At 56.4% G+C, this 25,356-nt stretch carries 25 protein-coding genes and 3 tRNA genes; 13 read left to right on the forward strand and 15 right to left on the reverse strand.

The annotated features are described in order from the left end of the window. The first annotated feature begins 148 nt into the window (after positions 1 to 148). Complete coding sequence (lon, locus tag ACR0D9_RS03950) at positions 149 to 2,557, forward strand: endopeptidase La (protein WP_480537778.1); 2,409 nt, start codon at positions 149 to 151, stop codon at positions 2,555 to 2,557. A 138-nt stretch (positions 2,558 to 2,695) separates the two neighbouring features. Here the strand turns inward: lon and ACR0D9_RS03955 are convergent. Then, positions 2,696 to 2,770: transfer RNA gene (locus ACR0D9_RS03955), tRNA-Val, on the reverse strand. A 181-nt stretch (positions 2,771 to 2,951) separates the two neighbouring features. Here ACR0D9_RS03955 and ACR0D9_RS03960 point away from each other — a divergent pair. The 3 genes from ACR0D9_RS03960 to uvrA all read left to right on the forward strand — a co-directional run bounded on the left by ACR0D9_RS03960 (position 2,952) and on the right by uvrA (position 6,186). Next, positions 2,952 to 3,028 (forward strand) — tRNA-Asp (locus ACR0D9_RS03960). 45 nt (positions 3,029 to 3,073) lie between these two features. Next, a tRNA-Asp gene (locus ACR0D9_RS03965) sits at positions 3,074 to 3,150 on the forward strand. Positions 3,151 to 3,327: 177 nt separating this feature from the next. After that, positions 3,328 to 6,186, forward strand: coding sequence for an excinuclease ABC subunit UvrA (gene uvrA, locus ACR0D9_RS03970; protein WP_480481120.1), 2,859 nt, complete (start codon positions 3,328 to 3,330; stop codon positions 6,184 to 6,186). 16 nt (positions 6,187 to 6,202) lie between these two features. On the opposite strand, the gene ACR0D9_RS03975 is transcribed toward uvrA, so the two are convergent. The 5 genes from ACR0D9_RS03975 to ACR0D9_RS03995 form a co-directional block, all read right to left on the reverse strand. After that, positions 6,203 to 6,526 (reverse strand): hypothetical protein, encoded by a 324-nt coding sequence (locus ACR0D9_RS03975; protein WP_209504052.1) that lies wholly within the window; start codon positions 6,524 to 6,526, stop codon positions 6,203 to 6,205. A 108-nt stretch (positions 6,527 to 6,634) separates the two neighbouring features. Further along, complete coding sequence (gene mmsB / locus ACR0D9_RS03980) at positions 6,635 to 7,507, reverse strand: 3-hydroxyisobutyrate dehydrogenase (RefSeq protein WP_480485760.1); 873 nt, start codon at positions 7,505 to 7,507, stop codon at positions 6,635 to 6,637. A gap of 3 nt (positions 7,508 to 7,510) precedes the next feature. After that, on the reverse strand, positions 7,511 to 8,551 hold the full coding sequence (locus tag ACR0D9_RS03985) for a 3-hydroxyisobutyryl-CoA hydrolase (protein ID WP_480481117.1): 1,041 nt from the start codon (positions 8,549 to 8,551) through the stop codon (positions 7,511 to 7,513). 7 nt (positions 8,552 to 8,558) lie between these two features. Beyond that, positions 8,559 to 9,701: an acyl-CoA dehydrogenase family protein gene (locus ACR0D9_RS03990; protein WP_209596109.1), complete on the reverse strand. Its 1,143-nt coding sequence runs from the start codon at positions 9,699 to 9,701 to the stop codon at positions 8,559 to 8,561. A 110-nt stretch (positions 9,702 to 9,811) separates the two neighbouring features. Further along, positions 9,812 to 10,927: a carboxylate-amine ligase gene (locus ACR0D9_RS03995; RefSeq protein WP_480485758.1), complete on the reverse strand. Its 1,116-nt coding sequence runs from the start codon at positions 10,925 to 10,927 to the stop codon at positions 9,812 to 9,814. Between the two features lie 137 nt (positions 10,928 to 11,064). On the opposite strand from ACR0D9_RS03995, the gene ACR0D9_RS04000 reads away from it, so the two are divergent. Continuing rightward, positions 11,065 to 11,916 carry a class I SAM-dependent methyltransferase gene (locus tag ACR0D9_RS04000; RefSeq protein WP_480537780.1) on the forward strand — a complete coding sequence of 284 codons (852 nt, stop codon included), beginning with the start codon at positions 11,065 to 11,067 and terminating at the stop codon, positions 11,914 to 11,916. 71 nt (positions 11,917 to 11,987) lie between these two features. After that, the gene (locus ACR0D9_RS04005) at positions 11,988 to 12,464 is read left to right on the forward strand and encodes a fasciclin domain-containing protein (protein WP_480472555.1); all 477 of its coding nucleotides are present in this window, start codon (positions 11,988 to 11,990) and stop codon (positions 12,462 to 12,464) included. A 68-nt stretch (positions 12,465 to 12,532) separates the two neighbouring features. Here ACR0D9_RS04005 and ACR0D9_RS04010 read toward each other — a convergent pair whose 3' ends face one another. Together ACR0D9_RS04010 and ACR0D9_RS04015 are read right to left on the reverse strand one after the other, a co-directional pair. Then, a complete protein-coding gene (locus tag ACR0D9_RS04010; RefSeq protein WP_480486475.1) occupies positions 12,533 to 13,078 on the reverse strand; it encodes a L,D-transpeptidase in 546 nt (181 codons plus the stop codon). A gap of 239 nt (positions 13,079 to 13,317) precedes the next feature. Beyond that, a complete protein-coding gene (locus ACR0D9_RS04015; RefSeq protein WP_209596112.1) occupies positions 13,318 to 14,817 on the reverse strand; it encodes a CoA-acylating methylmalonate-semialdehyde dehydrogenase in 1,500 nt (499 codons plus the stop codon). 125 nt (positions 14,818 to 14,942) lie between these two features. Here ACR0D9_RS04015 and ACR0D9_RS04020 point away from each other — a divergent pair, with 125 nt between their 5' ends. The 3 genes from ACR0D9_RS04020 (at position 14,943) to coaD (ending at position 16,899) form a co-directional block, all read left to right on the forward strand. After that, on the forward strand, positions 14,943 to 15,824 hold the full coding sequence (locus ACR0D9_RS04020) for a LysR family transcriptional regulator (protein ID WP_480481676.1): 882 nt from the start codon (positions 14,943 to 14,945) through the stop codon (positions 15,822 to 15,824). A 60-nt stretch (positions 15,825 to 15,884) separates the two neighbouring features. Further along, positions 15,885 to 16,322, forward strand: coding sequence for a CBS domain-containing protein (locus ACR0D9_RS04025; RefSeq protein WP_267363439.1), 438 nt, complete (start codon positions 15,885 to 15,887; stop codon positions 16,320 to 16,322). 85 nt (positions 16,323 to 16,407) lie between these two features. Continuing rightward, positions 16,408 to 16,899, forward strand: coding sequence for a pantetheine-phosphate adenylyltransferase (gene coaD / locus ACR0D9_RS04030; protein ID WP_209596116.1), 492 nt, complete (start codon positions 16,408 to 16,410; stop codon positions 16,897 to 16,899). On the opposite strand, the gene gap (ACR0D9_RS04035) is transcribed toward coaD, so the two are convergent. The 3 genes from gap (ACR0D9_RS04035) to gap (ACR0D9_RS04045) form a co-directional block, all read right to left on the reverse strand. Continuing rightward, positions 16,891 to 17,895 (reverse strand): type I glyceraldehyde-3-phosphate dehydrogenase, encoded by a 1,005-nt coding sequence (gene gap / locus ACR0D9_RS04035; RefSeq protein WP_480537782.1) that lies wholly within the window; start codon positions 17,893 to 17,895, stop codon positions 16,891 to 16,893. The two genes, coaD and gap (ACR0D9_RS04035), sit on opposite strands and share 9 nt — an antisense overlap. 82 nt (positions 17,896 to 17,977) lie before the next feature. Then, entirely contained in the window at positions 17,978 to 18,121 is a 144-nt protein-coding gene (locus ACR0D9_RS04040) for a hypothetical protein (protein WP_209596120.1), read from the reverse strand. A gap of 71 nt (positions 18,122 to 18,192) precedes the next feature. Then, positions 18,193 to 19,194 (reverse strand): type I glyceraldehyde-3-phosphate dehydrogenase, encoded by a 1,002-nt coding sequence (gap, locus tag ACR0D9_RS04045; RefSeq protein ID WP_267363431.1) that lies wholly within the window; start codon positions 19,192 to 19,194, stop codon positions 18,193 to 18,195. A 181-nt stretch (positions 19,195 to 19,375) separates the two neighbouring features. Between gap (ACR0D9_RS04045) and ACR0D9_RS04050 the strand changes: the two genes are divergently transcribed. Continuing rightward, positions 19,376 to 20,335 carry a DUF808 domain-containing protein gene (locus ACR0D9_RS04050; RefSeq protein ID WP_480537784.1) on the forward strand — a complete coding sequence of 320 codons (960 nt, stop codon included), beginning with the start codon at positions 19,376 to 19,378 and terminating at the stop codon, positions 20,333 to 20,335. Positions 20,336 to 20,392: 57 nt separating this feature from the next. Here ACR0D9_RS04050 and tkt read toward each other — a convergent pair whose 3' ends face one another. Beyond that, on the reverse strand, positions 20,393 to 22,417 hold the full coding sequence (tkt, locus tag ACR0D9_RS04055) for a transketolase (RefSeq protein ID WP_480537786.1): 2,025 nt from the start codon (positions 22,415 to 22,417) through the stop codon (positions 20,393 to 20,395). Positions 22,418 to 22,653: 236 nt separating this feature from the next. On the opposite strand from tkt, the gene ACR0D9_RS04060 reads away from it, so the two are divergent. The 3 genes from ACR0D9_RS04060 to ACR0D9_RS04070 are packed head-to-tail and all read left to right on the forward strand — an operon-like array spanning position 22,654 to position 24,136. Further along, complete coding sequence (locus ACR0D9_RS04060; RefSeq protein ID WP_209504035.1) at positions 22,654 to 23,397, forward strand: coiled-coil domain-containing protein; 744 nt, start codon at positions 22,654 to 22,656, stop codon at positions 23,395 to 23,397. Then, on the forward strand, positions 23,397 to 23,792 hold the full coding sequence (locus tag ACR0D9_RS04065) for a cell division protein ZapA (RefSeq protein ID WP_480537788.1): 396 nt from the start codon (positions 23,397 to 23,399) through the stop codon (positions 23,790 to 23,792). The genes ACR0D9_RS04060 and ACR0D9_RS04065 overlap by 1 nt, the downstream gene beginning before the upstream one ends. After that, positions 23,789 to 24,136, forward strand: a complete 348-nt coding sequence (locus tag ACR0D9_RS04070) for an MliC family protein (protein ID WP_480537790.1) — start codon at positions 23,789 to 23,791, stop codon at positions 24,134 to 24,136. The genes ACR0D9_RS04065 and ACR0D9_RS04070 overlap by 4 nt, the downstream gene beginning before the upstream one ends. 6 nt (positions 24,137 to 24,142) lie before the next feature. Here ACR0D9_RS04070 and grxD read toward each other — a convergent pair whose 3' ends face one another. The 3 genes from grxD to ACR0D9_RS04085 form a co-directional block, all read right to left on the reverse strand. After that, positions 24,143 to 24,505, reverse strand: a complete 363-nt coding sequence (gene grxD / locus ACR0D9_RS04075; protein WP_209596128.1) for a Grx4 family monothiol glutaredoxin — start codon at positions 24,503 to 24,505, stop codon at positions 24,143 to 24,145. Position 24,506: 1 nt separating this feature from the next. Next, positions 24,507 to 24,782, reverse strand: a complete 276-nt coding sequence (locus tag ACR0D9_RS04080; protein ID WP_480537792.1) for a hypothetical protein — start codon at positions 24,780 to 24,782, stop codon at positions 24,507 to 24,509. A 235-nt stretch (positions 24,783 to 25,017) separates the two neighbouring features. Then, complete coding sequence (locus ACR0D9_RS04085) at positions 25,018 to 25,254, reverse strand: BolA/IbaG family iron-sulfur metabolism protein (protein ID WP_267363417.1); 237 nt, start codon at positions 25,252 to 25,254, stop codon at positions 25,018 to 25,020. Between the last annotated feature and the right edge of the window lie 102 nt (positions 25,255 to 25,356).

Here is a 25,356-nt window from a genome sequence, read left to right on the forward strand (position 1 = left end):
CAAACCTCGGTTCATTCTGATTGGTGATACATGGCGATAAGGTTGAAAATGGGCGATGAGGCCCCACCTTTATCGTCCAAGACAGGAGACGGTCAAATGTTGCCTCGATGAGGGACAAGTACCGTCTTGCCAACGATAAGGATAGAGCATGCAAGAGCCTCTGAATTCCTCCTACCCCGTCCTGCCGCTGCGCGATATTGTGGTGTTCCCACATATGATCGTGCCGCTTTTCGTAGGCCGTGACAAATCGGTCCGCGCGCTGGAAGAGGTGATGCAGGATGACAAGCAAATTCTATTGTCCAGCCAGATCGATCCCGGCGTTGACGATCCGGATGAAGAAGGCATCTACCGCACCGGCGTTCTGGCAAATGTGCTGCAACTGCTGAAGCTGCCCGATGGCACGGTAAAAGTGCTGGTCGAAGGGCAGGCGCGCGTTCAGATCACCGAGTTTCTGGAGAACGAAGAGTTCTTCGAAGCCCGCGCGGAATACCTGACCGAAATTCCCGGCGACGTCACCACGACCGAAGCACTGTTGCGCACTGTCGCGGACGAGTTCGAGCGTTACGCCAAAGTGCGCAAGAACATCCCCGAAGAGGCACTGACCGCAGTGGGCGATACAACCGAGCCTGCGAAGCTGGCTGACCTTGTGTCGGGGCATCTGGGCATCGAAGTCGAACAAAAGCAGGAGCTTCTGGAAACTCTCAGCGTCAGCGAGCGGCTTGAGAAAGTCTATGGCCTGATGCAGGGCGAGATGTCTGTTCTGCAGGTCGAGAAGAAGATCAAGACCCGCGTCAAATCCCAGATGGAGAAGACGCAGCGTGAATATTATCTGAATGAGCAGATGAAGGCCATTCAGAAGGAACTTGGCGATGGTGAGGACGGCAGCAACGAAGTTGCTGAACTGGAAGCCAAAATCGCCGAGACCAAGCTGTCGAAAGAAGCGCGGGAAAAGGCCGAGGGTGAGCTTAAGAAGCTCAAGAACATGTCGCCCATGTCGGCCGAAGCCACAGTTGTGCGCAACTATCTGGATTGGATTCTTGCTCTGCCTTGGGGCACCAAGTCCCGTGTCAAAAAGGATCTGGGCCGCGCGCAGGAGATTCTGGACGCCGACCATTATGGGCTTGAGAAGGTCAAGGAACGGATCGTTGAATACCTTGCGGTTCAACAGCGCTCGAAAAAGCTGAAAGGGCCGATTCTGTGCCTTGTCGGTCCTCCGGGCGTGGGTAAGACTTCGCTGGGTAAGTCGGTTGCGAAGGCAACCGGGCGCGAGTTCATTCGCATCTCATTGGGTGGTGTTCGCGACGAATCCGAGATCCGGGGCCATCGTCGGACTTATATTGGCTCGATGCCCGGCAAGATCATTCAGGCGTTGAAGAAAGCGAAGACCACGAACCCGCTGATTTTGTTGGATGAAATCGACAAGATGGGACAGGATTTTCGGGGTGACCCTGCATCAGCGATGCTTGAGGTGCTGGACCCCGAACAGAACAACACGTTCATGGACCATTATCTTGAGGTTGAATATGACCTGTCCAACGTGATGTTTCTGACCACGTCGAACAGCTACAACATGCCCGGGCCCCTGCTTGACCGGATGGAGATCATCCCGTTGGCCGGTTACACCGAGGACGAAAAGCGTGAGATCGCCAAGCAGCACCTGATCAGCAAACAGGTCAAGAACCATGGTTTGAAAGCCAAGGAATTCGAACTGACCGATGAGGCGCTGCAAAAGATCATCCGCACCTATACCCGTGAGGCGGGCGTACGGAACCTTGAACGTGAAATCGCCAAGGTTGCGCGCAAGTCGCTGACCAAGATCATCAAGAAGGACGCGGAAACCGTTAAGGTCACACCCGAAAACCTGCAAGATTTCCTGGGTGTGCCGAAATTCCGTTATGGCCTGGCCGAGCAGGACGATCAGGTTGGTGTTGTCACCGGTCTTGCCTGGACGTCAGTGGGTGGCGACCTGTTGCATATCGAAGCGTTGAAACTGCCCGGCAAAGGGCGGATGAAGACGACCGGTAAGCTGGGCGATGTGATGAAGGAATCCATCGACGCCGCTTCGTCCTATGTGCGTTCGATTTCACCTCAGATCGGGGTAAAGCCGCCGCAGTTTGACAAGATCGACATTCACGTTCACGTGCCGGATGGCGCGACACCCAAGGATGGCCCATCGGCTGGTCTGGCCATGGTCACGTCGATTGTCTCGGTTCTGACCGGTATTCCGGTTCGGAAAGACATTGCTATGACCGGCGAAGTCTCACTGCGCGGGAATGCGATGCCGATTGGTGGATTGAAAGAAAAACTGCTGGCCGCGCTGCGTGGTGGGATAAAGACCGTTTTGATCCCGGAAGAGAATGAAAAGGATCTCGCGGATATCCCGGACAACGTCAAAGAAGGGCTGAAGATCATCCCGGTCAAACATGTCTCGGAAGTTCTGGAACATGCTTTGGTGCGTAAACCGGAACCGATCGAATGGGACGAAGCCGCGGAAGAGGCCGCAGCAGCGGCGGCCGCGTCGCCCGGTAATACCGGACCTTCCGCGACCGCGCATTAAGTCTTTGGTAAATCAAAAAAAGGCGAAGCAATAGCTTCGCCTTTTTTGTTGAGGGATGTAGTGAAGACCGCACCATGCAGCGCCAAGACGCTGCATGAAACCAGCGTTTCATTTTGGGCATCGGTGTGATCTGGAAAATGGTGGGTGATAACGGATTTGAACCGCTGACATCTTCGATGTGAACGAAGCGCTCTACCACTGAGCTAATCACCCATGGGACCGGGTGATATCTTTCCCGAAGGTTGGCTGCAAGGGAAATAGAACCCGTGGCATCCGCAAAAAATCGCGCCGTATACAAAATTCTGGAATCTGGCAAAAAACTTGAAAACGCCGCTTGACGCTGCCCGAGCGTAGCCATAATACACCCAAACGTTCAGCAATGAACATGCAGCGGGCGGTTGTAGCTCAGTTGGTTAGAGTACCGGCCTGTCACGCCGGGGGTCGCGGGTTCGAGCCCCGTCAACCGCGCCACCGCTGCCAACCTTGGTCCAGGCAAAAGGCCACGAAAATAGATGCGCGGTTGTAGCTCAGTTGGTTAGAGTACCGGCCTGTCACGCCGGGGGTCGCGGGTTCGAGCCCCGTCAACCGCGCCATTTTCCTCCTCAAACAGATCAACGGTTGCGCCTTTACGGGCACCTTTTCCCAATCCATTGATCATTGAAGGTTCTAATCGGCGAAATTTCGACTGTTCACTAAATGTTCTAACTTTTCTGTTGGAGTCTTGGTCTGGCTCGCCTATCTCTTAACCACTTGTTTGTTGGGGGCCGCATATGGCTGAGCTGAAGAATATCGAGGTGCGCGGCGCGCGCGAACATAACCTCAAAGGTATAGACGTTGATATCCCTCGGGATCAGTTGGTGGTCATCACCGGACTGTCGGGTTCGGGGAAGTCCTCATTAGCGTTTGATACCATCTATGCCGAAGGCCAGCGCCGGTATGTCGAAAGCCTTTCGGCATATGCCCGGCAATTCCTGGATATGATGGAAAAGCCAGATGTCGACCATATAAGCGGCCTGTCTCCGGCGATTTCGATTGAACAAAAGACGACGTCCAAGAACCCGCGTTCAACTGTGGGCACGGTAACTGAAATCTATGACTATCTGCGTCTGCTGTTTGCCCGCGCCGGAACGCCCTACAGCCCAGCCACCGGGCAACCGATTGAGGCGCAGCAAGTGCAGGACATGGTCGACCGGATCATGGCAATGGAAGACGGCACACGCGGCTATCTTCTGGCCCCCATCGTGCGCGACCGGAAGGGTGAGTACAAAAAAGAATTCCTGGAGCTGCGCAAACAGGGTTTCCAACGCGTCAAGGTGGACGGAGAGTTCTACGAACTGGATCAACCGCCTGTATTGGATAAGAAATTCCGTCACGATATCGATGTGGTTGTTGATAGACTGGTTGTACGGGAAGGAATGGAAACGCGCCTGGCCGACAGCCTGCGCACCGCTCTGGACTTGGCGGACGGGATTGCCATTTTGGAAACTGCCCCGCGTGAAGGTGATCCGGAACGCATCACATTCAGCGAGAATTTTGCCTGCCCGGTCAGCGGTTTCACCATTCCCGAAATCGAACCACGCCTGTTTTCGTTCAACGCGCCATTCGGTGCCTGCCCGGATTGTGACGGTCTTGGGGTCGAGTTGTTTTTCGATGAACGCTTGGTGGTGCCGGACCAGACGCTGAAACTCTACGATGGTGCTTTGGCCCCGTGGCGCAAGGGCAAATCACCATATTTCCTGCAAACCATCGAGGCCATCGCGCGCCATTACGAATTTGACAAGAACACGCCCTGGAAAGACCTGCCTAAAAATGTGCAGGAGGTCTTTCTGCGAGGGTCCGGGGATGATGAAATTCTGTTCCGGTACGACGAAGGCGGGCGCGTCTATCAAGTGACCCGCAGTTTTGAAGGCGTGATCCCGAATATGGAACGGCGGTACCGCGAAACTGACAGCGCGTGGATTCGTGAGGAATTTGAACGATATCAAAACAATCGCCCCTGCGGCGCCTGCGAAGGCTACAGGCTGCGGGCCGAAGCGCTGGCGGTAAAGATCGCCGGGCTGCATGTGGGGCAGGTGGTGCAGATGTCGATCCGTGAGGCTCTGGCGTGGATCGAAGATGCGCCCAACCACCTGAGCGCCCAGAAAAACGAAATTGCCCGCGCCATCCTCAAGGAAATTCGCGAGCGACTTGGTTTCCTGAATAACGTTGGTTTGGAATACCTTACGCTGTCCCGTTCAAGCGGAACACTGTCGGGTGGCGAAAGCCAGCGTATTCGTCTGGCCAGTCAGATCGGCTCGGGGCTGACCGGGGTTCTCTATGTGCTGGATGAGCCCTCGATCGGACTGCATCAGCGTGACAATGACAGGCTTCTGGATACGCTCAAGAACCTGAGGGATCAGGGCAATACGGTGATCGTTGTAGAACATGACGAGGAAGCCATCCGTGAAGCTGACTATGTTTTCGACATCGGTCCGGGGGCAGGCGTACATGGCGGGCAGGTGGTCAGTCACGGAACGCCTGCGGAAATCGCGGCAGATGCGGCCTCTATTACCGGGCAGTACCTTGCGGGAACGCGTGAAATCGCGGTTCCGGTGCAGCGCCGTAAAGGCAAAAAGCAGAAAGTCACGGTGGTCAAAGCCACGGGCAACAACTTGAAGAATGTCACAGCCGACTTCCCCTTGGGCAAATTCGTTTGTGTCACCGGTGTGTCGGGCGGGGGTAAATCCACCCTCACGATCGAGACATTGTTCAAAACCGCGTCAATGCGGCTGAACGGGGCGCGTCAGACACCAGCACCCTGTGAAACCATCAAGGGGCTGGAACACCTCGATAAGGTCATCGACATCGACCAGCGCCCCATTGGGCGAACGCCGCGTTCAAACCCGGCGACTTACACCGGGGCCTTCACCCCGATCCGAGATTGGTTTGCCGGCCTGCCTGAGGCTAAGGCACGCGGGTACAAACCCGGTCGCTTCAGCTTTAACGTCAAAGGCGGGCGGTGTGAGGCATGTCAGGGTGACGGTGTCATCAAGATCGAGATGCACTTTCTGCCTGACGTCTACGTGACTTGCGAAACTTGCAAGGGGGCGCGGTATAACCGCGAGACGCTTGAGATCAAGTTCAAGGGCAAATCCATCGCGGATGTGCTTGATATGACAGTGGAAGATGCGCAGGAGTTCTTCAAGGCCGTGCCCTCAATCCGGGACAAGATGGACGCCCTTGCGCGTGTGGGTCTTGGCTATATCAAGGTGGGTCAACAAGCCACGACTTTGTCAGGTGGCGAGGCGCAGCGGGTAAAGCTGTCAAAGGAACTGTCAAAGCGTTCAACCGGACGAACGCTCTATATTCTCGACGAACCGACAACAGGTCTGCATTTCGAAGATGTTCGCAAGCTGTTGGAAGTGCTGCACGAACTTGTCGATCAAGGCAATACGGTCGTGGTGATTGAACATAATCTGGACGTGGTTAAAACCGCGGATCATATCATCGACATTGGACCTGAAGGTGGTGATGGCGGTGGCGAAATTGTCGCCACCGGAACACCGGAAGACATAGCCGACGTTGAACGCAGCCACACCGGGCGATACCTGAAACCGATGCTGAAAGGGGCGCGCGTCGCGGCAGAATAAGTGCCCAGACGCGGCCTCAGTTCAGGATATCTGCGATCGCACCAATCAGGTTCAATACTTTGCGTGTCTCGGGGTCGACCCGGTACACGTAGTCACCTGCACGGACATATGAGTAGTTTCGGTTCAACCCATAGCGATAGGGGTCATTGATCCAGCGGTAATCGTTGGTAATGAAGTCACCATCGCGATAGATTTTCTTTGCCTGACCCGGCGGCACACAGGGAACGGATTTCTTGGCCAGACCCGGAGGGCAATGCCCGGCCTTGTTCTTTGCAACCGCGGCAACCGGGGAAAGGGCCAAAGCCGCCAGAGTTGCCGTCGTCACCAAAAATCTCGTCATGTCGCCTTCCTTTGCGATTTGGCCAGCCGGGGCCTTTTGTTCATGACTGCCTAGATGGTCGCTTGCCCAACATCTGTCAAATCGTTGGGCAAGATGCCGCCAGTTGTCTTAGTCACGTCTGCGCTTTTCGAACCGTGGCAGCATGGCACTGAAATCGCGTCCCTTGCCATCTTCGTTCTCGACAAATTGCTCATAAAGCGCGGTGGCAACCTGACCCATTGGCGTATCTGCATCTGCACTCTCTGCCGCCTGCTGGCTGAGGCGCAGGTCCTTCAGCATCAGCTCGGCCGCGAAACCGGGGGCGTACCCATTGTCCGCAGGGCTTTGCGGGCCGACACCGGGGGCAGGGCAATAGGCGTTCATCGTCCAGCTGTATCCGGACGACGTACTTACCACGTCAAACATCTTTTGCCGGTCCAGACCCAGCTTGTCGGCCAATGCGAAGGCTTCACAGGTTGCAATCATGGTGACACCAAGGATCATGTTATTGCAGATCTTGGCAGCCTGACCGGAACCGGCCTCACCACAGTGAACAGCTTTCTGCCCCATGATGTCGAACAGAGGGGATGCCTTGGCAAACGCGGCTTCTGATCCGCCAGCCATAAAGGTCAGCGTGCCAGCCGCAGCACCACCGATGCCGCCTGAAACCGGCGCGTCTACGGACAACAGTCCGGCGTTGATGGCCTGATCGGCAACTGCACGAGCGCTTTCCACATCAACTGTCGAGCAATCGATCAGCACAGCACCTTGTGCCATTGCGGGAATGATCTGATCGGCAACGGCCCTCAGAATCGCACCGTTTGGCAGCATCGTGATGACAGCATCGGCCGTTGCAACAGCTTCCGAAGCGGTTGCGGCCTGAGTTACCCCTTCAACCGTCACGCCTGCTGTGTCAAAGCCAATAACCTGATGACCGGCTTTTGCAAGATTGGCCGCCATTGGCGCGCCCATGTTTCCCAGTCCGATGAAACCGATTTGCATCTCTTAATCCTCTTCGAAAGTCAGGGCGTCCGCACCCAGTGGCTGCAGCATTTTCGACACGGCCACCAGAGGGACGTTCATGTCAGGAAACTGCCAGTTCGGATTGCGATCCTTGTCGATGATCTGTGCGCGGATGCCTTCCAGAAAATCGCCATGCTCCATCGCGCGGTGGGTGAAACGATACTCCATCTCCAGAGCTCGGCGTATGGTCAGAGAAGGGGAGCGCAGGCGATGAAGAACCTCGATTGTGCAAGCCACGGAAAGCGGTGCGTTTTTCCTCAGCATGCCCAGAGATTTCGCTGAAAACTCACTGTCGTCGCTGCGCAGACTGTTCAGAACGTCGCCAAGGGTTTCACCGGAAAAATGCTGATCGATTTGCGCCTGCAAGTTCGCCAATTCACCATCAGTCGGTGTATCGGCGTGGTCAGCCAACAGTTCAGCGTTTCCAGAGGCTTCGAGCAACTCGATCAGATCGGACCATTGTGATTGCGGGATGAAAAGGTCGGCAAACCCTGCATAGATCGCATCCGCAGGCCCCATCCGATAGCCCGTTGTTCCCAGAAACTCACCCGCGCGTCCAGGTGCAAGGGCCAGCATCAACGAGCCGCCGACATCCGGCACCAGTCCGATGGAGCATTCTGGCATGGCAATCTTTGCGCTTTCTCCCACAACTCGATGGCTGCCATGGCATCCGATGCCAACACCGCCGCCCATCGCGAATCCCTGAAGAAAGCTGATGACCGGTTTTGGATATTCGAAGATCAGGGCATTCAGACGGTATTCGTCACGCCAGAATATCTGACCGTAAGAAAAATCGCCCTTGGTTCCAGTTTCATAAAGTTCAGCAATATCACCGCCCGCGCAGAAGGCCTTTTCCCCTTCGGCGTCCAGGATGATCAGGTCAATCTCATCGTCCTCGCGCCAGTTGCGCAGCGCTGTGTCGATAGCCATGCACATGTCATATGTCATCGCGTTCAGCGCATGAGGACGGGTCAGGGTGATACGCCCGGCACGGCCTGTGGTGCGGATATCGATATCTGACATGGGTGCCTCAGCGATTGGCAAGCAATTGGCGTGATACAATCACACGCATGATCTCGTTCGTGCCTTCCAATATCTGGTGCACACGAAGATCACGCACAAGCTTTTCGATGCCGTAATCCGCAAGATAGCCATAACCGCCATGCAATTGCAGGCACTGGTCCACAACTTTCGATCCAGTCTCGGTAACGAACTTCTTGGCCATGGCGCAGAACTTCGTGGCATCCGGCGCGCCCTGATCCAGCTTCCAGGCTGCCTGCCGAAGGAACGTACGCGCGGCCTGCAATTCGATCTCCATATCCGCCAGACGGAATTGAAGGGCCTGAAACTGGTCGATGGACTGGCCAAAAGCCTTGCGTTCGGACATGTATTGCAGCGTCATATCCAGCCCGGCCTGAGCGGCCCCAAGCGAGCAGGCAGAAATGTTAAGCCGTCCGCCATCCAACCCCATCATCGCATATTTGAATCCGTCACCTTCCGTGCCCACAAGGTTTCCGGCCGGTATCTTGCAATCGTCGAACTGAACTTGCGCGGTGGGTTGGCTTTTCCAGCCCATCTTCTGCTCGAGCGCGCCAAAGCTGAGGCCGGGCGTGCCGTCTTCAACGTAAACGGTCGAAATTCCTTTGGGCCCGTCCTGGCCGGTACGCACCATACAGACGTAAGCGTCGGAATATCCGCCGCCTGAAATGAAGGCCTTTGTTCCGTTCAGCGTATAGCCTTCGTTGGTCCGTTCGGCGCGTGTTTTCAGCGCTGCCGCATCCGATCCAGAACCGGGCTCGGTCAGGCAATAACTCAACACAGTTTTCAAGCTCAGAACATCGGGCATGATGCGCGCCTTGAGGTCATCGTCTGCAAAGTTGTCGAGCATCTTGGCGCACATATTATGGATCGACAGGAACGCCGCGACCGACGGGCAGGCCATCGATAGGGCCTCAAAAACCAGAGTTGCATCCAGACGGGTCAGGTTTGACCCACCGCTGGCCTCGGACACGTAAAGGGCGCCGAAGCCAAGCTCTCCGATTTGGGGCCATAAGGTTTTGGGGATCGTTCCATCAGCCTCCCATTGCCGGGCAAAAGGGGCGATATGTTCCTGACCAAAGGCATGTGCCATGTCGAAAATGGCTGTTTGTTCCTCGCTGAGTGCGAAATCCATGGCGCTCCCTCCCATCGGCAATGAATTGAACAGTTGTTTATTTCTGAATTCTTACAGAAATTTTGCAGGCTCAACAATGGCTCTGGGCAGGGGACTGTTGTCGCCAGTGTCTAAAGATCCGCGTGGAACTCTTCGATCAGGTGGCGCACGACGGCCTTGCCAGGATCTTCCCCGCGCGCGGAAGCCTCGGCATGAACGCGGCGCTGGCGTGTGGCCGAGGTGCCGTTTTCGGCGATCTGCCGCAGGCGGGCCAGTTCCGACATTGTGCCCAGTGCCTCGGCGTCTTCGGCCAGCAATCCCATCAGATCACCGATCAAGTCGGACATGGGTTTGATCGAGCGATCGCCGAAATCGATCAATCCTTCGCCCACACCATATCGCTGCGCGCGCCAGCGGTTTTCACCTATCAGAAAGCGATCATATTGCCGCCAGCGCAAGTTGCGATCTTTCAAGCGGCACAACATTCTGGTCAACGCCTGAACAAGGGCGGCCAGTGAAAGCGTGTGTTCCAACCTTGGCTGGACATCCATAATCCGCGTTTCAAGCGTTGGAAAGCGATGCGAGGGGCGCAGGTCCCACCAGATCTTAGTGGTATCTTCGATGACCCCAAGTTCAATCAAAATACCCGTGGTGCGCTCATATTCGCCCCAGCTTGCAAAGACCGGTGGCAGACCGGTACGTGGCAGATTGTCAAAGACGGTCAGACGGTACGACGACAGGCCCGTATCCTCGCCGTTCCAGAAAGGCGAGGACGTTGACAACGCCAGAAGATGCGGCAGGAAGTAAGACAATTGCGGCATCAGATCAGAACGCAAGGCTCGGTCTTCGACCCCGACATGAACATGCATGCCGCAGATCAACATCCGGCGGGCCACGCCCCCAAGCGCGTGTTGCAGCGCATCATAGCGTTCCTTTCGGGTGTGATGCTGATCCTTCCAGTTCGCAAAAGGGTGGCACGACACGGCTATTGGTGACAGGTTATATTCCGCAGCCCGTTCCGATACACAGGAGCGCAGGCGTTTCAGGTCCTCGCGCGCCGAAGCAACGGTTGCATGCGGGCGGGTGCCGACTTCTATCTGACATTGCAGGAATTCGGGGCTGACCTGTCCTTCGAAATCATTCTGACAGGCTTCCATCAGCGCTTCGGGAGCTTCGGACAATTGGAGGCTGTCGCGGTCTACAAGAAGGTATTCTTCTTCGATCCCGATCGTGAATTCCTGCTGCATGGCGGCCCTCGCGGTAGTTATTTTGATCAGTGAATACGGAAATTTTCTTTTTGCCAAGGGTTTGCCCGGCTTGTCCTTGCAGAGGAACGACCACCAAAGGTATGGAATAACGCAGCAAAGACCACGGAGCCAGCGACTTGAAACCCAGAAAATTCCCGCAGATCAACGCCGCCCTGGATGAGCTGGGTGTGAAACTGGTCGACAAGGTCACCGAACAGGATGAGCGCGCGCGGCTGGAAGCTTTTGAGGCTGCCGGAGGTCTGACGCGCCCCGTCTATGCTTTGTCGCCGGGAATGGATGGGTTTGATATTTCGCAACTGGTCAGTGAATACGCCGCGCATAAGCATGCGCTGGACGCGCTGAAGGATCCTGAGCGCAATCAGACCGGCTATCGTGCTGGAAACGGCTATTACGACAGCCCCGACGCGGATGCCTTGTATCTGATGATCCGACGCTTTCAACCCCGGCGGGTTATTGAGGTTGGATGCGGAAACTCGACCAGAGTAACCCGGCAGGCGGTCATCGATGGCGGGTTTGACACCAACATTACGGCAATTGATCCGTATCCCCGCGCTGACATCGCCCAAGTTGTTGATCGGTTCGAACAAAAACGGCTGGAGGATGCCGATCCGGCGCTGTTTTCAGAGCTGGAAGCCGGCGACATCCTGTTTATTGATTCCAGCCACGTCGTGCGGATGAGCAACGACGTCGCTCATCTTTTTTGCCGCATCATTCCAACACTGAAGCCCGGAGTGGTGATCCATGTGCACGATGTTTTTCTGCCCTACGAATACCCCAAGCGGTTCTTCTATGACTGCCCGGGTTGGGGTGAGCAATACATGCTGCACGCTTTGCTGCAATCTGGCGCGTATTCAATGCTTTGGCCGGGATATTACCTGCAACAGGATCGACCCGATGCCGTCGCCGATTTGCCCTTTTTGGCTGAAGGGCGCGCGCAAAGCATCTGGGTGCAGCTAAAAGAAAAATGATCTCAGACTGATCCGGCGTGACGAAAGCCCCGTATCCCTTTCCATAACAAGCTGGAGAGGAGAAGACAGCCATGTTTCGTCGTACTTTTATGGGTGCCGTCGCCGCATTTGCATTTGCCATGCCGCTCAAAGCGCAGGCTGCAGATATCGTTGATACCGCTGTAGCAGCCGGATCGTTCAACACGTTGGTGGCCGCAGTTCAAGCCGCAGGTTTGGTAGATACCTTGAAAGGAAAAGGTCCATTCACCGTCTTTGCCCCGACAGACGAAGCCTTTGCCGCACTACCCGAAGGCACGGTGGAAACGTTGTTGTTGCCGGAGAACAAAGATCAACTCGTGTCAATCCTTACGTACCATGTTGTACCAGCCAAGGTGATGTCCGGCGACATAGCTGGCAAGCGCGCGAAGGTTCTGACTGTACAGGGTGATCGGCTGAGCGTGAATGCCAAAAACGGCGTCAAAGTGAATGACGCCAAGGTCATACAGGCGGATATCGAAGCCAGCAATGGCGTGATCCACGTGGTTGACGCTGTTATCCTGCCGGAATGATGCTCTGCTCCTCAAGAAATCAAAGCCCCGGCGTATGACCGGGGCTTTTGCTTTTCTAAGCTGGTAAATTAGACCAAACGAACCTGTGTGCCGACCTTAACCAGTGGATACAATTCTTCAACGTGTTGGTTATACAGGCCAATGCATCCTGACGAGCTCTGCCGACCGATCTTGCGCGTGTCGTGCGTGCCGTGGACGAGATAAGCAGGCCAGTCCAGATACATGGCGCGCGTTCCCAGCGGGTTGCCTGGATCGCCACCTTCCATCCGAATAGGCAGGTTGGGGTCACGCTCGCGCATCGAGGCGGTCGGTGTCCAGCTTGGAAATTCGGTCTTGCGTACAACTTTTGTGTAGCCGCGTTTTGTAAGCTCTTCGCTCATGGGCACAGAGCTGGGGTACAGCTTATAGGTGCCATCCGGCGCCCAATAGTGAACCGCGCGGCTGGTAATGTCGGCCAACAGGCAGCCAACGCCCAGCTCATCAAAGTGATCCTGCCAGTTTTGTTGCGCGAAGGATGATACATTGCGCCGTACCGGTAACTGTGTGCTGATCGCGTCTTCTGTCTCCGGAAACGCGTCCGTGCTTTGGGCCCGAACAAGGGCGGGGGTCGCCATCAGGGATGCAACGCCCAGCAGGGCGGAACGACGGGTTATTCGGGAGTGGGACAAGGGTGCCTCCGGTAAATTCACTGCTCAATGTGTATTTGGCGGCAAGATATTTCCATTGGTCGCAATTTTCCAGAGTGACGCACCTGAATTTCTTGTGAACGTGGGGAATTTGAACGCTGCTCGGCGGAAAAATGCAAAAACCCGGCCCTGAATAGGGCCGGGTTCCATAGTCATGCAGGCTGAAATCAGTCCATGGCTTTGAAGTTGAACTCGCCACCTTCCTTGATGCCCGACGGCCAGCGTGCGGTTACTGTTTTGGTGCGGGTGTAGAACTTGAAGCTGTCCGGGCCATGCTGGTTCAGATCGCCAAACATGGATTTTTTCCAACCACCAAAAGTGTGATAAGCCAGCGGAACGGGGATCGGAACGTTGATACCCACCATGCCGATATTGATCCGGCTGGCAAAATCGCGCGCTGTGTCACCGTCGCGGGTAAAGATCGCTGTGCCGTTTCCGTATTCGTGGTCCATCGCCAGACCGATCGCCTCTTCGTAGGAACCTGCACGGACAGTCGACAGAACCGGGCCAAAGATCTCCTGTTTGTAGATGTCCATGTCCGGAGTGACGTGGTCAAACAGGTGCGGGCCGACAAAGAAGCCGTCCTCATAACCTTGCAGGCTGAAATCACGGTTATCGACGACCAGCTTTGCGCCTTGCTCGACACCCGAATTGATCAGACCAAGGATACGCTCTTTCGCGGCGGCGGTTACTACAGGGCCCATGTCGACATCGTCACCAGCGGTGTAGGGGCCCACTTTCAGCTTTTCGACGCGCGGGATCAGCTTTTCGATCAGCTTGTCCGCGGTTTCTTCACCAACCGGAACCGCAACAGAGATTGCCATGCAGCGTTCGCCTGCTGCGCCAAACCCGGCACCGACCAGCGCGTCGGCGGCCTGATCCAGATCGGCGTCGGGCATGACGATCATGTGGTTCTTGGCACCACCAAAACACTGGGCGCGTTTGCCGTTTGCGGTGGCACGGCTGTAGATATACTGAGCGATCGGGGTAGATCCTACAAAGCTGACACCCTGAATGATCTCGCTGTCGAGGATCGTATCAACGGCCTCTTTGTCACCATTCACGACCTGGAACACACCCTTGGGCAGGCCGGCTTCGACAAACAGTTCGGCCAGCATCAGCGGAACCGAGGGGTCACGCTCGGACGGTTTCAGAACAACGGCGTTACCGCAGGCCAGTGCAGGACCGACATGCCACAGGGGCATCATCGCAGGGAAGTTAAAGGGCATGATCGAACCCACGACACCCAGCGGCTGGCGCATGGAATACATGTCGATGCCGGGGCCTGCGCTGTCGGTGAACTCGCCTTTCAGCATCTGAGGCGCACCGATGCAGTATTCGATCACTTCCAGACCACGCTGCAAGTCGCCTTTGGCATCGGGAATGGTCTTGCCGTGCTCGCGGCTTAGTGCCTCGGCCAGTTTGTCCATGTCGCGGTTCATCAGGCCGACCATTGCCATCATGACACGTGCACGTTTCTGAGGGTTGGTTGCGCCCCATTCGGGCTGGGCAGCGGCTGCGGCCTCAATCGCCGCCGTGGTTTCCGCAGCACTTGCCATCGGGCACTTGTATTGAACCTCGCCCGTTGCCGGGTTGTAGACGTTGTCGAAACGACCGGATGTACCGGCGACCATTTCGCCGTTCAGGAAATGGGTCAGATCTTGCATCAATAACTCCTCCGATAGATTTGTGCGCACAATAGGCTTGCAGAAATCCCGCGAACAGAGGCAATGTCTCAAAAGAGTTTTGCAAAAATGCAAAAGGAAACGGTGTGACTCCAAACTGGGACGATATGCGGATCTTTCTGGCCGTGGCGCGCGAGGAAAGTCTTTCCTCCGCTGGTCGTATCCTGAAAATCGATCCCGCCACCGTGGGGCGACGTGTTGCGCGATTGGAAACGACGCTGGATTCTGCGTTGTTCACCAAGTCGCAGCAGGGCTATGTCCTGACACCGGCAGGGCAGCGCCTGTTGGAGCATGGGTTGCATGCAGAAGAGGCGATGCGCGCAGCGGCCGGAGCCGTGGCGGGATCCACGAAATCACTCAGCGGGCAAATCCGGATCGGCGCGCCAGATGGCAGCGCAAATTACCTGTTGCCCCAGGTCTGCGCCAGGATCAGTGATTCAAACCCGGAACTGGATATTCAGATTCTGGCTCTGCCGAGGGTGATCAACCTGTCCCGTCGCGAGGCCGATATGGCCGTGACTGTCAGCGCGCCAACCGCAGGGCAGCTTTTGGTCAAAAAAGTCAGTGATTACAAATTGCACATGGTCGCGACCGATGAATATCTGAAACGTCACGATCCAATCCACTCGGTCGCTGACCTCAAGGGGCACCGATTGATCGGTTACATTCCCGACATGATCTTTGACCGGGAACTGGATTACCTGAACGATATTGGGGTTGACCGTGTCGCGCTTGCATCGAACTCGGTCTCGGTGCAATTGCGGCAGGTCAGTTTGGGAACTGGCGTTTGCGTGGCACATGACTTTACGTTGCCTTTCCATCAGGGGCTTCGGAAAATCCTGACGGATCAAGTGAGTCTGACGCGCAGTTTCTATCTGGTCCGGCATGAAGGAGATCAGCGCAACGAACGGTTGAACCGCTTTGCCGATGCCCTGACGCGCGGTATTCGCGAGGAAGTGCTTCGATTGGAAGCAGATGCCGGTGCTTGACAGGTCGCCACAATCGCGCAACGCTTTGGAATAAGTGTTATTATTCCGGAGGAATTCTTCATGTTGGTACAGGCTATCCTGACGTCCAAAGCGACAGACGGCGTTGTAACGGTGGCGCCAATGGCGACGGTTTCAGAAGCCTCGAAGATTCTTGCGGAAAAGCGGATCGGGACGGTTGTTGTTTCTGACGATGGCGGAGAAACCGCGATTGGAATTCTGTCTGAACGCGACATCGTCCGCGAGCTTGCCGCCAGCGGTAGTGGCTGTCTCGACCAGCCTGTAAAATCCTACATGACGCAGGACCTGATCACGACGACGCGTCAGGCCTCGGTTCAGGATATCATGGCCCGCATGACAGAAGGGCGCTTTCGCCATATGCCGGTTGTCGAAGACGGTAAACTGATCGGCATCGTCACACTTGGTGACGTGGTAAAGGCCCAGCTGGCCGAACTGGCGATGGAAAAAGATGCCCTGGAAGGCATGATAATGGGGCACTAACAGCAAGGGGTGCCAAAGCAATCACTTGCACCTGCAGCAAAGTTGTGTTTGCTTGCGCAGAAATTTTATTGCGCAGGAGGGCGTGATGCGGGTTGGTTTGTATCCGGGAACCTTTGACCCTATCACCATAGGGCACATCGATATCATTCGCCGGGCGGCTGCATTGGTGGATAAACTTGTCATTGGCGTCGCCATCAACCGGGACAAAGGCCCGTTGTTCTCGCTGGAAGAGCGCGTCGCGATGATCGAGGCCGAATGCGCCGAACTGACCGAACAAACCGGCACTGAAATTATCGCTCATCCCTTCGAAAATCTATTGATCGATTGCGCAAGGGATGTCGGTGCGCAGATCATCGTCCGCGGTTTGCGCGCTGTCGCGGATTTCGAGTATGAATTCCAGATGGTTGGTATGAACCGCGCACTGGACGACTCGATCGAGACTGTTTTTTTGATGGCCGAGGCACGCCATCAGGCGATTGCTTCAAAACTGGTGAAAGAAATTGCCCGTTTGAACGGAGACGTGTCGAAATTCGTCACGCCCCGTGTCAATGCGGCACTGCGTGAGCGGTTAGGCTAGGGCGCCCATCGCGGCGGCCGTATCCAGCATCCGGTTCGAAAAGCCCCATTCGTTGTCATACCAGGCCAACACGCGAACCAGCGTACCGTCGGTGACTTTGGTTTCTGCCAGTGACACCGTCGAGCTGTGCGAGTCGTGGTTGAAATCGACCGAGACCAGAGGACGGCTTTCCGCCGCCAGAACACCGGGAATCTTTGCTGCGGCATCAATGAACAGTTGATTGACCTCATCTTCGGTCGTTGGGCGCGAAACCTCGGCAACCAGATCAACGACTGAAACATTCGGGGTTGGTACCCGGATGGCCTGACCCGTCAATTTGCCCTTGAGTTGCGGCAGTACCAGCCCCACAGCGGCGGCTGCACCGGTTGTGGTAGGGATCATCGACAGGGCTGCGGCGCGCGACAGGTAGGGGTCTTTTCCAACCGTGTCATGCACAGGCTGGCTGGCGGTGTAAGCGTGAACGGTGGTCATGTTGCCATGTTTGATACCAAGACCTGCGTCCAGAGCAGCGGCAACGGGAGAAAGACAATTCGTGGTGCAGGATGCGTTCGAAACGACCAGATCTTCGGCCGTCAACTCGCTGTCGTTGACGCCAAAGACGATGGTTTTCACAACGCCGTCACCCCGTGCAGGGGCTGAGATCAGGACTTTCTGTGATCCGTTCTTGAAGTGACGTTCAGCCGCTTCGCGTGTGCGGAAAACCCCGGTGCATTCCAGAACAACGTCGATATCAGACCAGGGCAAGTCTTCGGGATTACGCTCACTGCTCAGGCGGATCGGGCCGCGCCCCACATCCAGGCCGGCGTCTGTAAGCGTGACAGGGTTGGGATAACGGCCATGAACGCTGTCAAACTCGAACAGATGCGCGTTCATGTCGGGCTTGCCTAAGTCGTTGATCGCGACGATCTCAACGTCTGTACGCCCGCTTTCCATCACCGCGCGCAGAACCCCGCGCCCGATCCGTCCAAATCCGTTGATCGCTAGTTTCAGGGTCATGGTTCGCTCCGTACAAATATCTCAGCCATATGAGTTAGCGCTAACAATTACAGATCAAGCGAAATGTCAAGAAAAACCTCTGTCATCGCCAAAAAGCGAGCCAGTCCAGAAAGTCGTATAGCTTCTTACCGAGGAACAACATGTGCTCGGTTCCATACAAGGCTACGTCCAGCATCATGCCCCCAAGCAACAGGACGCCAAGCCAGATAGCGATTTGATTGTTCATGTCGGTTCCGAACGAAAATGCCCGCCCAGATAACCTGAGCGGGCACCAACGTACAAGCGAAGTCCGAAGGGTCAGTTAAGGCGGCCCATGGCGACGGCTACGTCTGCCATGCGAACCGAGAAACCCCACTCGTTGTCATACCAGGCCAGCACGCGCACCATGCGATCATCGACGACACGGGTCTGGTCGGGTGCGAAGATCGAGCTTTCTTCGGTGTGGTTGAAATCGGTTGATACCAGCGGTGCGGGCTCATATCCCAGAACGCGCTGCATCGGGCCCTTGGCTGCTTCTTCGACGATTGCGTTGATCTCGGCCACCGAGGTGTCACGCGACGCGCGGAAGGTCAGGTCAACCGCTGAAACGTTCGGGGTAGGGACCCGGATGGCAGACCCGTCCAGACGGCCTTTCAGGTTTGGAAGAACTTCACCCAAAGCTTTGGCAGCACCGGTTGAGGTCGGAATCATCGACATCGCGGCAGCGCGGGCGCGATAGAGGTCGCTGTGGCGACGGTCCAGCGTGGGCTGGTCGCCGGTATAGGCGTGAATGGTGGTCATGATACCGTGTTCAATGCCGACGCCCTCGTCCAGCACCTTGGCCAGCGGGGCCAGGCAGTTGGTGGTGCAGGAGCCGTTCGACACCATGTTGTCGTTCGCGGTCAGGGTGTTGTGGTTTACACCAAAAACGATGGTTTTGTTCACGTTCTTGCCGGGGGCGGACAGCAGCACCTTACCTGCACCGCGATCCAGATGTGTTTTGGCCTTGTTGCCGTCATTGAATTTACCGGTGCACTCCAGAACGACGTCACAGCCCTCCCAGTCCAGTTCATTCATATCGTAGGTCGAAAACATCTGCATCGGGCCACGGCCCAGATCCATTGTGTTGCCTTCGATCGAAACTTCGCGCGGGAACCGCCCGTGAACGCTGTCATATTTTAGCAGATGCGCAGAGGTTTCCAATGGGCCGGTTGCGTTGACTTTGATCACTTCGATGTCGTTACGCCCCGACGCGGCGATGTGCGACAGGGTGCAGCGGCCAATACGGCCAAAACCATTGATACCGACCTTGATGGTCATGTGACGTCTCCTGATGCGCTTGCGTTGAGGGCCATATAGCGGCGAAATGGGAATCTCAAAAGGGCAAAAACGGCATATTTTTAAGGTGTTAGCGCAAACCTGCGACGGTTGCGCTAACGCTTGCGCTAGCCGTTGGATCAGGTAGGGTCCAGATGCGGCAGTGATTGGGAAAGGAAACGCAATGAGTGGTCTTTTGGCCTTGTTGGACGATGTGGCCGGGATCGCCAAGGTTGCGGCGACATCGGTGGACGATGTCGTGGCCGCGGCGGGCAAGGCAGGGGCCAAGACGGCCGGTGTGATCATTGACGACGCTGCGGTAACACCAAAATACGTTCAAGGCTTTGCCCCGGCGCGCGAATTGCCGATCATCTGGCGTATCGCGCGCGGTTCGGTTTTCAACAAAATCATACTCCTGTTGCCGGTGGCCTTGTTGCTGGCCAATTTCGCCCCGTGGCTGATCACCCCACTGTTGATGCTGGGTGGATCATATTTGTGTTTTGAAGGCGCCGAAAAGATTTTTCACGTTCTGTTTCCTCATGGAAGTCACGTCATAGAGGAAGACATGAAAAACCGGGATCCGGGCCACCTGGAAGAGCAGAAGGTCAAGGGCGCGATCAAAACTGATTTTATCCTCTCAGCCGAGATTATGACCATTGCACTGGCGGCGATCGAAGCGCCAAATCTTTGGATGCAAGCCGCAACTTTGGCCGTTGTGGGGATTGGCGTGACGGTGGCGGTTTATGGCTCGGTGGCGTTGATCGTGAAGATGGATGATGTTGGGCTTTATCTGGCGAGTAACGCTCCAACGCCTGTTGGTCGTGGCTTGGGTCGCGGTCTGGTCAAGGCAATGCCGGCTGTGATGAAAACCTTGTCGGTCGTCGGAACTGCGGCGATGCTTTGGGTCGGTGGCTCGATTGTCATCCACGGTCTGGAAGTGCTTGGTTTTGGTTGGCTGCAGCATCAGATCTATGACTGGGCCAAAGCGATTGCGTATTCAGCGCCCGAGGACTGGGCCGCTGCGGTGAAATGGCTGGCCAAAGCGACAATGGACGGAGTTCTGGGCCTAGCCTGGGGACTGGTTTTGATCCCAATGGCCACCAAGGTGATCATGCCTTTGTTCGGCAAGTCCAAAGCGCACTGAAAAGAAACGGAAAAGGGCGGCTGAAGCCGCCCTTTGGTTGATTGTTCTGGTATAAGCTTACAGCCCCAACAATTCCTTGACCTTGGCCACGGTTGCTTCGGCGGAGATGCTGAAATGCTTGTATAGCTCACCTGCAGGGGCCGAGGCACCAAAGCTCGACATGCCGATGAACCCGGCTTTGGCTTCGCGGCCACGTTCACCCAGCAACCAACGATCCCAGCCGCCAGCACGAACCGCGGCTTCGATACCAACGCGGACCGGACCTGCCGGAAGGACGCGCTTGCGGTAGGCTTCGTCCTGCTCTGCGAACAGCTCCATGCAGGGCATCGAAACAACACGCGTGCCGATACCTTCGGCCTCGAGCATCGCTTTGGCTTCCATCGCTAGCGACACTTCGGAACCCGTGGCAATCAGGATCGCCTGACGCTTGCCTTCTGCTTCGGCCAGAACGTAAGCACCTTGTGCGGTCAGGTTCTTGGTCTTGTGCTCGGTACGTACCGTTGGAACACCCTGACGGGTCAGCGACAGGACCGAGGGGCTTTCCTTGAAGGTCAGTGCCAGTTCCCATGCCTCGGCGGTTTCAATGGTGTCAGCGGGGCGGAACACAAAAGTGTTGGGGGTTGCACGCGAGATCGCCAGATGTTCAACCGGCTGGTGGGTCGGGCCATCTTCGCCCAGACCGATCGAGTCATGGGTCATCACAAAGACGCTGGGGATCTTCATCAGCGCGGCCAGACGCATGGACGGGCGGGCATAATCTGTGAAGGCCATGAACGTGCCGCCATAGGGACGGATACCACCATGCAGCGCCATACCGTTCATCGCCGCCGCCATGCCGTGTTCACGGATACCGTAATGGATGTAGCGACCCTTGCGATTTTCCGGCAGGAATACACCCATATCGGCCGATTTGGTGTTGTTCGATCCGGTCAGATCCGCTGAACCACCAACGGTTTCGCTCATGATCGGGTTCACAACGTTCAGGACTTTCTCCGACGACGAACGGGTGGCCAGTTTCGGCTGGTCTTCGGACATCTGCTTTTTGAAGGCACGAATGGCGCCAGCCAGTCGCTTGGGGGCCTCGAACGCATAGGCGCGAGTGAACTCAGCCTGCTTGCGCTCGGACAGTTGTGCAAAACGCGCTTCCCATTCCGCACGCTCGGCAGCGCCACGCGATCCGATGGCTTCCCATGCGGATTTGACATTGGCAGGCACGTCAAACGCATCATGCGCCCAGCCATAGGCCTTTTTGGCGTCCTTCAGCTGATCCGCATCGGTCAGCGCGCCGTGCCCCTTTGACGTGTCCTGCGCCGCGTGGCCCAAAGCAATGTGGGTTTTACACGCAATCATGGTCGGCTTGTTCGACTTCTTCGCCTGAACGATGGCCGCGTCGATGGCCTTGGGATCATGACCATCGATTTCGATCACATGCCAGCCCGAGGCCGCAAAGCGACGAACCTGATCGGTGCGGTCCGCGATATCGACGGTGCCGTCGATGGTGATGTTGTTGTTATCCCAGAAGACGATCAGCTTGCTCAGCTCGTGACGACCGGCCAGCGTGATTGCCTCCTGGCTTACGCCTTCCATAAGGCAACCGTCGCCTGCGATGACATAGGTATAGTGGTCAACAACCTTCTTGCCATAATGTGCACGCTGGATTTCTTCGGCCATCGCAAAGCCCACGGCGTTCGAGATACCCTGACCCAGCGGGCCGGTCGTGGTCTCAACACCAGCGACCAGAAAGTTTTCGGGGTGGCCTGCGGTTTTTGCGCCCAGCTGACGGAAATTCTTGATCTCCTCCAGTGTCACATCTGCATATCCCGTCAGGTACAGCAACGAATAAACCAGCATCGAACCATGGCCTGCGGACAGGATGAAGCGATCGCGATCCGGCCAGTTCGGGGCCGAGGCGTCAAACTTCAGGTGCTTTTCGAACAGGACGGTCGCGACATCCGCCATGCCCATGGGCATACCGGAATGTCCGGAGTTTGCAGCGGCGACGGCATCAAGGGTCAATGTGCGGATGGCCGCAGCTTTGTCCCAGTGTTCGGGGTTGGCTTTGCGCAGCGCAGTCAGGTCCACGGGCGTTGTTCCTTTGGATAAAAAGCAGATTGCGGGCTCAATACCACTCAGCACTCAAAGTGCAAGCAGAACCGGGGTTTATCCGCTTGGATTGCTTGAAGTGCGCGGCCCAAGTGGTTGAAAGCAAACAGTGGGTATTTTCTGTCGCATTCCGTTAGACTGGCGGCAGGCGGGATTCGATTTTGATTCGGATCGCTTCGCGACAGAATGAACCTTGATAAAGAGGTGACAGGGGCATGAGCCAACTTGAGGAATTACAGCACCGCATAATTGCGGCGATGGACCGTATCGGAGCGGGCGTCGACGCATTGGGCGGCGCGACCGCAGACGCCCAGCCAGATGAAGGCGTCAAGGCGGCACTTGAAGATGAGAGAGTTGCGAACGCGCAGCTTCAGGAACGGCTGAAATCCCTGAAGGAGCAGCACGAACAGGAAGTGGACGGGTTGCGTGCCGATCTTGAGGAGCTGCGTACAGCGTCTACCGATACAGCCGAAGTGGACGCCCTGCGATCCGAGTTGGAAGAAGCCCGTGCGAAAATCGCGTCGGTCGAAGCCGCGCGCGCTGAATTGGCCGAAGCCAAGGCCGCATTGGACAACAGCACCGAGCTGGAGGCGCTGAAGGCAGAAAACAGCCGTCTAAAGGAAGAACTGTCAGACACTGTCCGCGTCGACGACCTGAGCGCCGAGCTTGAGATGCTGCGCGCTGAACGGACCAGTCACGGCGCTGCAATGTCGCGGCTGGACGACGATCTGCAACGGATGCGCAAGGCAAACGAGCAGTTGCGCACTGCGATAGACGAATTGCGCGCCGCCGCGGCCGAAGGTGTCGCAGATGCCGAACTGCTGAACCGGGCCACCGTCGCGGAACTGGAGGCAACGCGTGCGGCGCAGGCGTCAGACGCCGCCGAAGCGCAGGCCGTTCTTGCAAGGTTGGAACCTCTGCTATCTCAGGCGAAACTTGTTGAAGGTGAGGTAGAGTAATGCCCGAAGTGACCATTCATATCGGCGGGCGCGGTTTTGACGTGTCCTGTCGGGACGGGGAAGAGCCCTTTCTGCACGCTGCCGCCAAAGTGTTGGACGACGAGGCGCAGGTGCTGTCCGATCAGATCGGTCGTATGCCGGAATCCCGCATGTTGCTGATGGCCGGATTGATGCTGGCCGACAAGACTGCGGCGACAGAGGACAAGGTCAAATCGCTCGAAGGGAAACTGGCCGAAGCCGAAGCCGAGCTTCAGGCGCTGCGAAACGCCCCGGCGCCCGAACCTGAGCGCATTGAGGTGGCTGTGGTTCCACCATCCGTTACAGATACGCTGGCCGAACTGGCCGCACGGGCCGAAGCGCTGGCCGCAGTAGTTGAGGAGAAAAAGGCACGATGAAGTTCCTGAGCAAATTCATCTGTGCGGCGGCGCTGGTTACGCCCGCGACAACGGCACTGGCCGAGATCGATATTCTGTCTGTCACTTTCACCTGCGAGAACGGAATACCGCTGCCTGTCACCTATTTCAACGCGCCGGACAGTACGGGTGCAGCGGCAACCTTGGTGGACAACTCACTTGTTGTGATGCGCCAAGTCGAAAGCGGGTCTGGTATCCGCTACGAATCCATTGGTGATGGTGGAACCTACATCCTGCGCTCGAAAGGGTGGGACGCGTCCGTAAGCTATTTGGCGGCAGGCGCCGCCGTTGAGCAGGATATCTACCGGGGTTGTTCCAGCCGTTAGGCTGGATTACGCGTTCGCTTCGCGGATTTTGTCGGCTGCTTCCTTGTTGTAGCCGACGTTGTTTTCGTCGAACAACGCGTCCAGTTCGCCCGAAAGGGTCATCTCGGTGATGATATCGCAGCCGCCAACAAACTCGCCTTTGACATAAAGCTGGGGCACGGTCGGCCAATCGGAATAATCCTTGATCCCCTGACGCACTTCTTCGTCGGCCAGAACGTTCACATCCGTGTATTCAACGCCCATGTAGTTCAACACCCCGGCCACGCGCGAGGAGAACCCGCATTGCGGCATTTCCTTGGTGCCTTTCATATACAGCACCACATCGTTGGCTTTGACGGTTTCGTCGATCTGGGTCTTAACGTCGGTCATCTTATTTTCCCTTTTCATCCGCATCTGCGGGGATTGTTCCATCACTGGGCAAACTGGGTGCCCATCCTTCGGTTTCAAGCCGCCGGTGTTCGGCCTGCGCCATTTTCACCGGATCAAGCCCGTATCTCTCAAGGCCGCCCACTTTGCTGAGTTCACCCGGATCTGGACGCATGTCGGCGAGGTTGCGTTTTCTGTTCCGCTTCACATAGGCTTCGATCAGCGCGGCGGCAACTATCAAAGCTGCGATTGCTGATATCCAAACCTGCCATGAACTCATTTTTTGGGAACCATCGCTTTGGCGTAGGCCTGTGGGTCTCTGGTGACCCGAGACACGGTTACATGACCACCGCCGCCTCCCAACACGGTTCCGTGGTCTATCAATTGGTCTCCGTGACCAGGTTTCACGCCCCGAATTTTGTCGGAGCGCGTATTTTTTATTGCCGATCTGACAATAAAGGCGCTGCCGGCAAAGGCAATCAGTCCACAAATGCCGTATATCCAGACGGTTGCACTCACTCAGGTACTTTCGTCGTCAGCGCCAGCGCGTGCAGCTCACCATCTGGGCCATCCATCTTGCCTTTCAGCGCGGCATAAACCGCGCGTTGTTGCTGCACCCGGTTTTTGCCGCGAAAGCTTTCGTCCACCACCATGGCGGACATATGAACACCGTCGTTGCCGCCGACCTGAATATCCGCATCAGGAAAAGCTTCTCGCAGCAGGTGTTCGATTTGATGGGCGCTCATCGGCATGTAGGTAACTCCTGAAGGTCTTTCCAAAGATGTAGAGCGCCTGAACCGGGCGCGCAAGGGCACATGAATGTGCCAAAACGACGAAACCTGCGCTTATTCAGG

The organism is Ruegeria sp. AK11 (assembly GCF_056541095.1).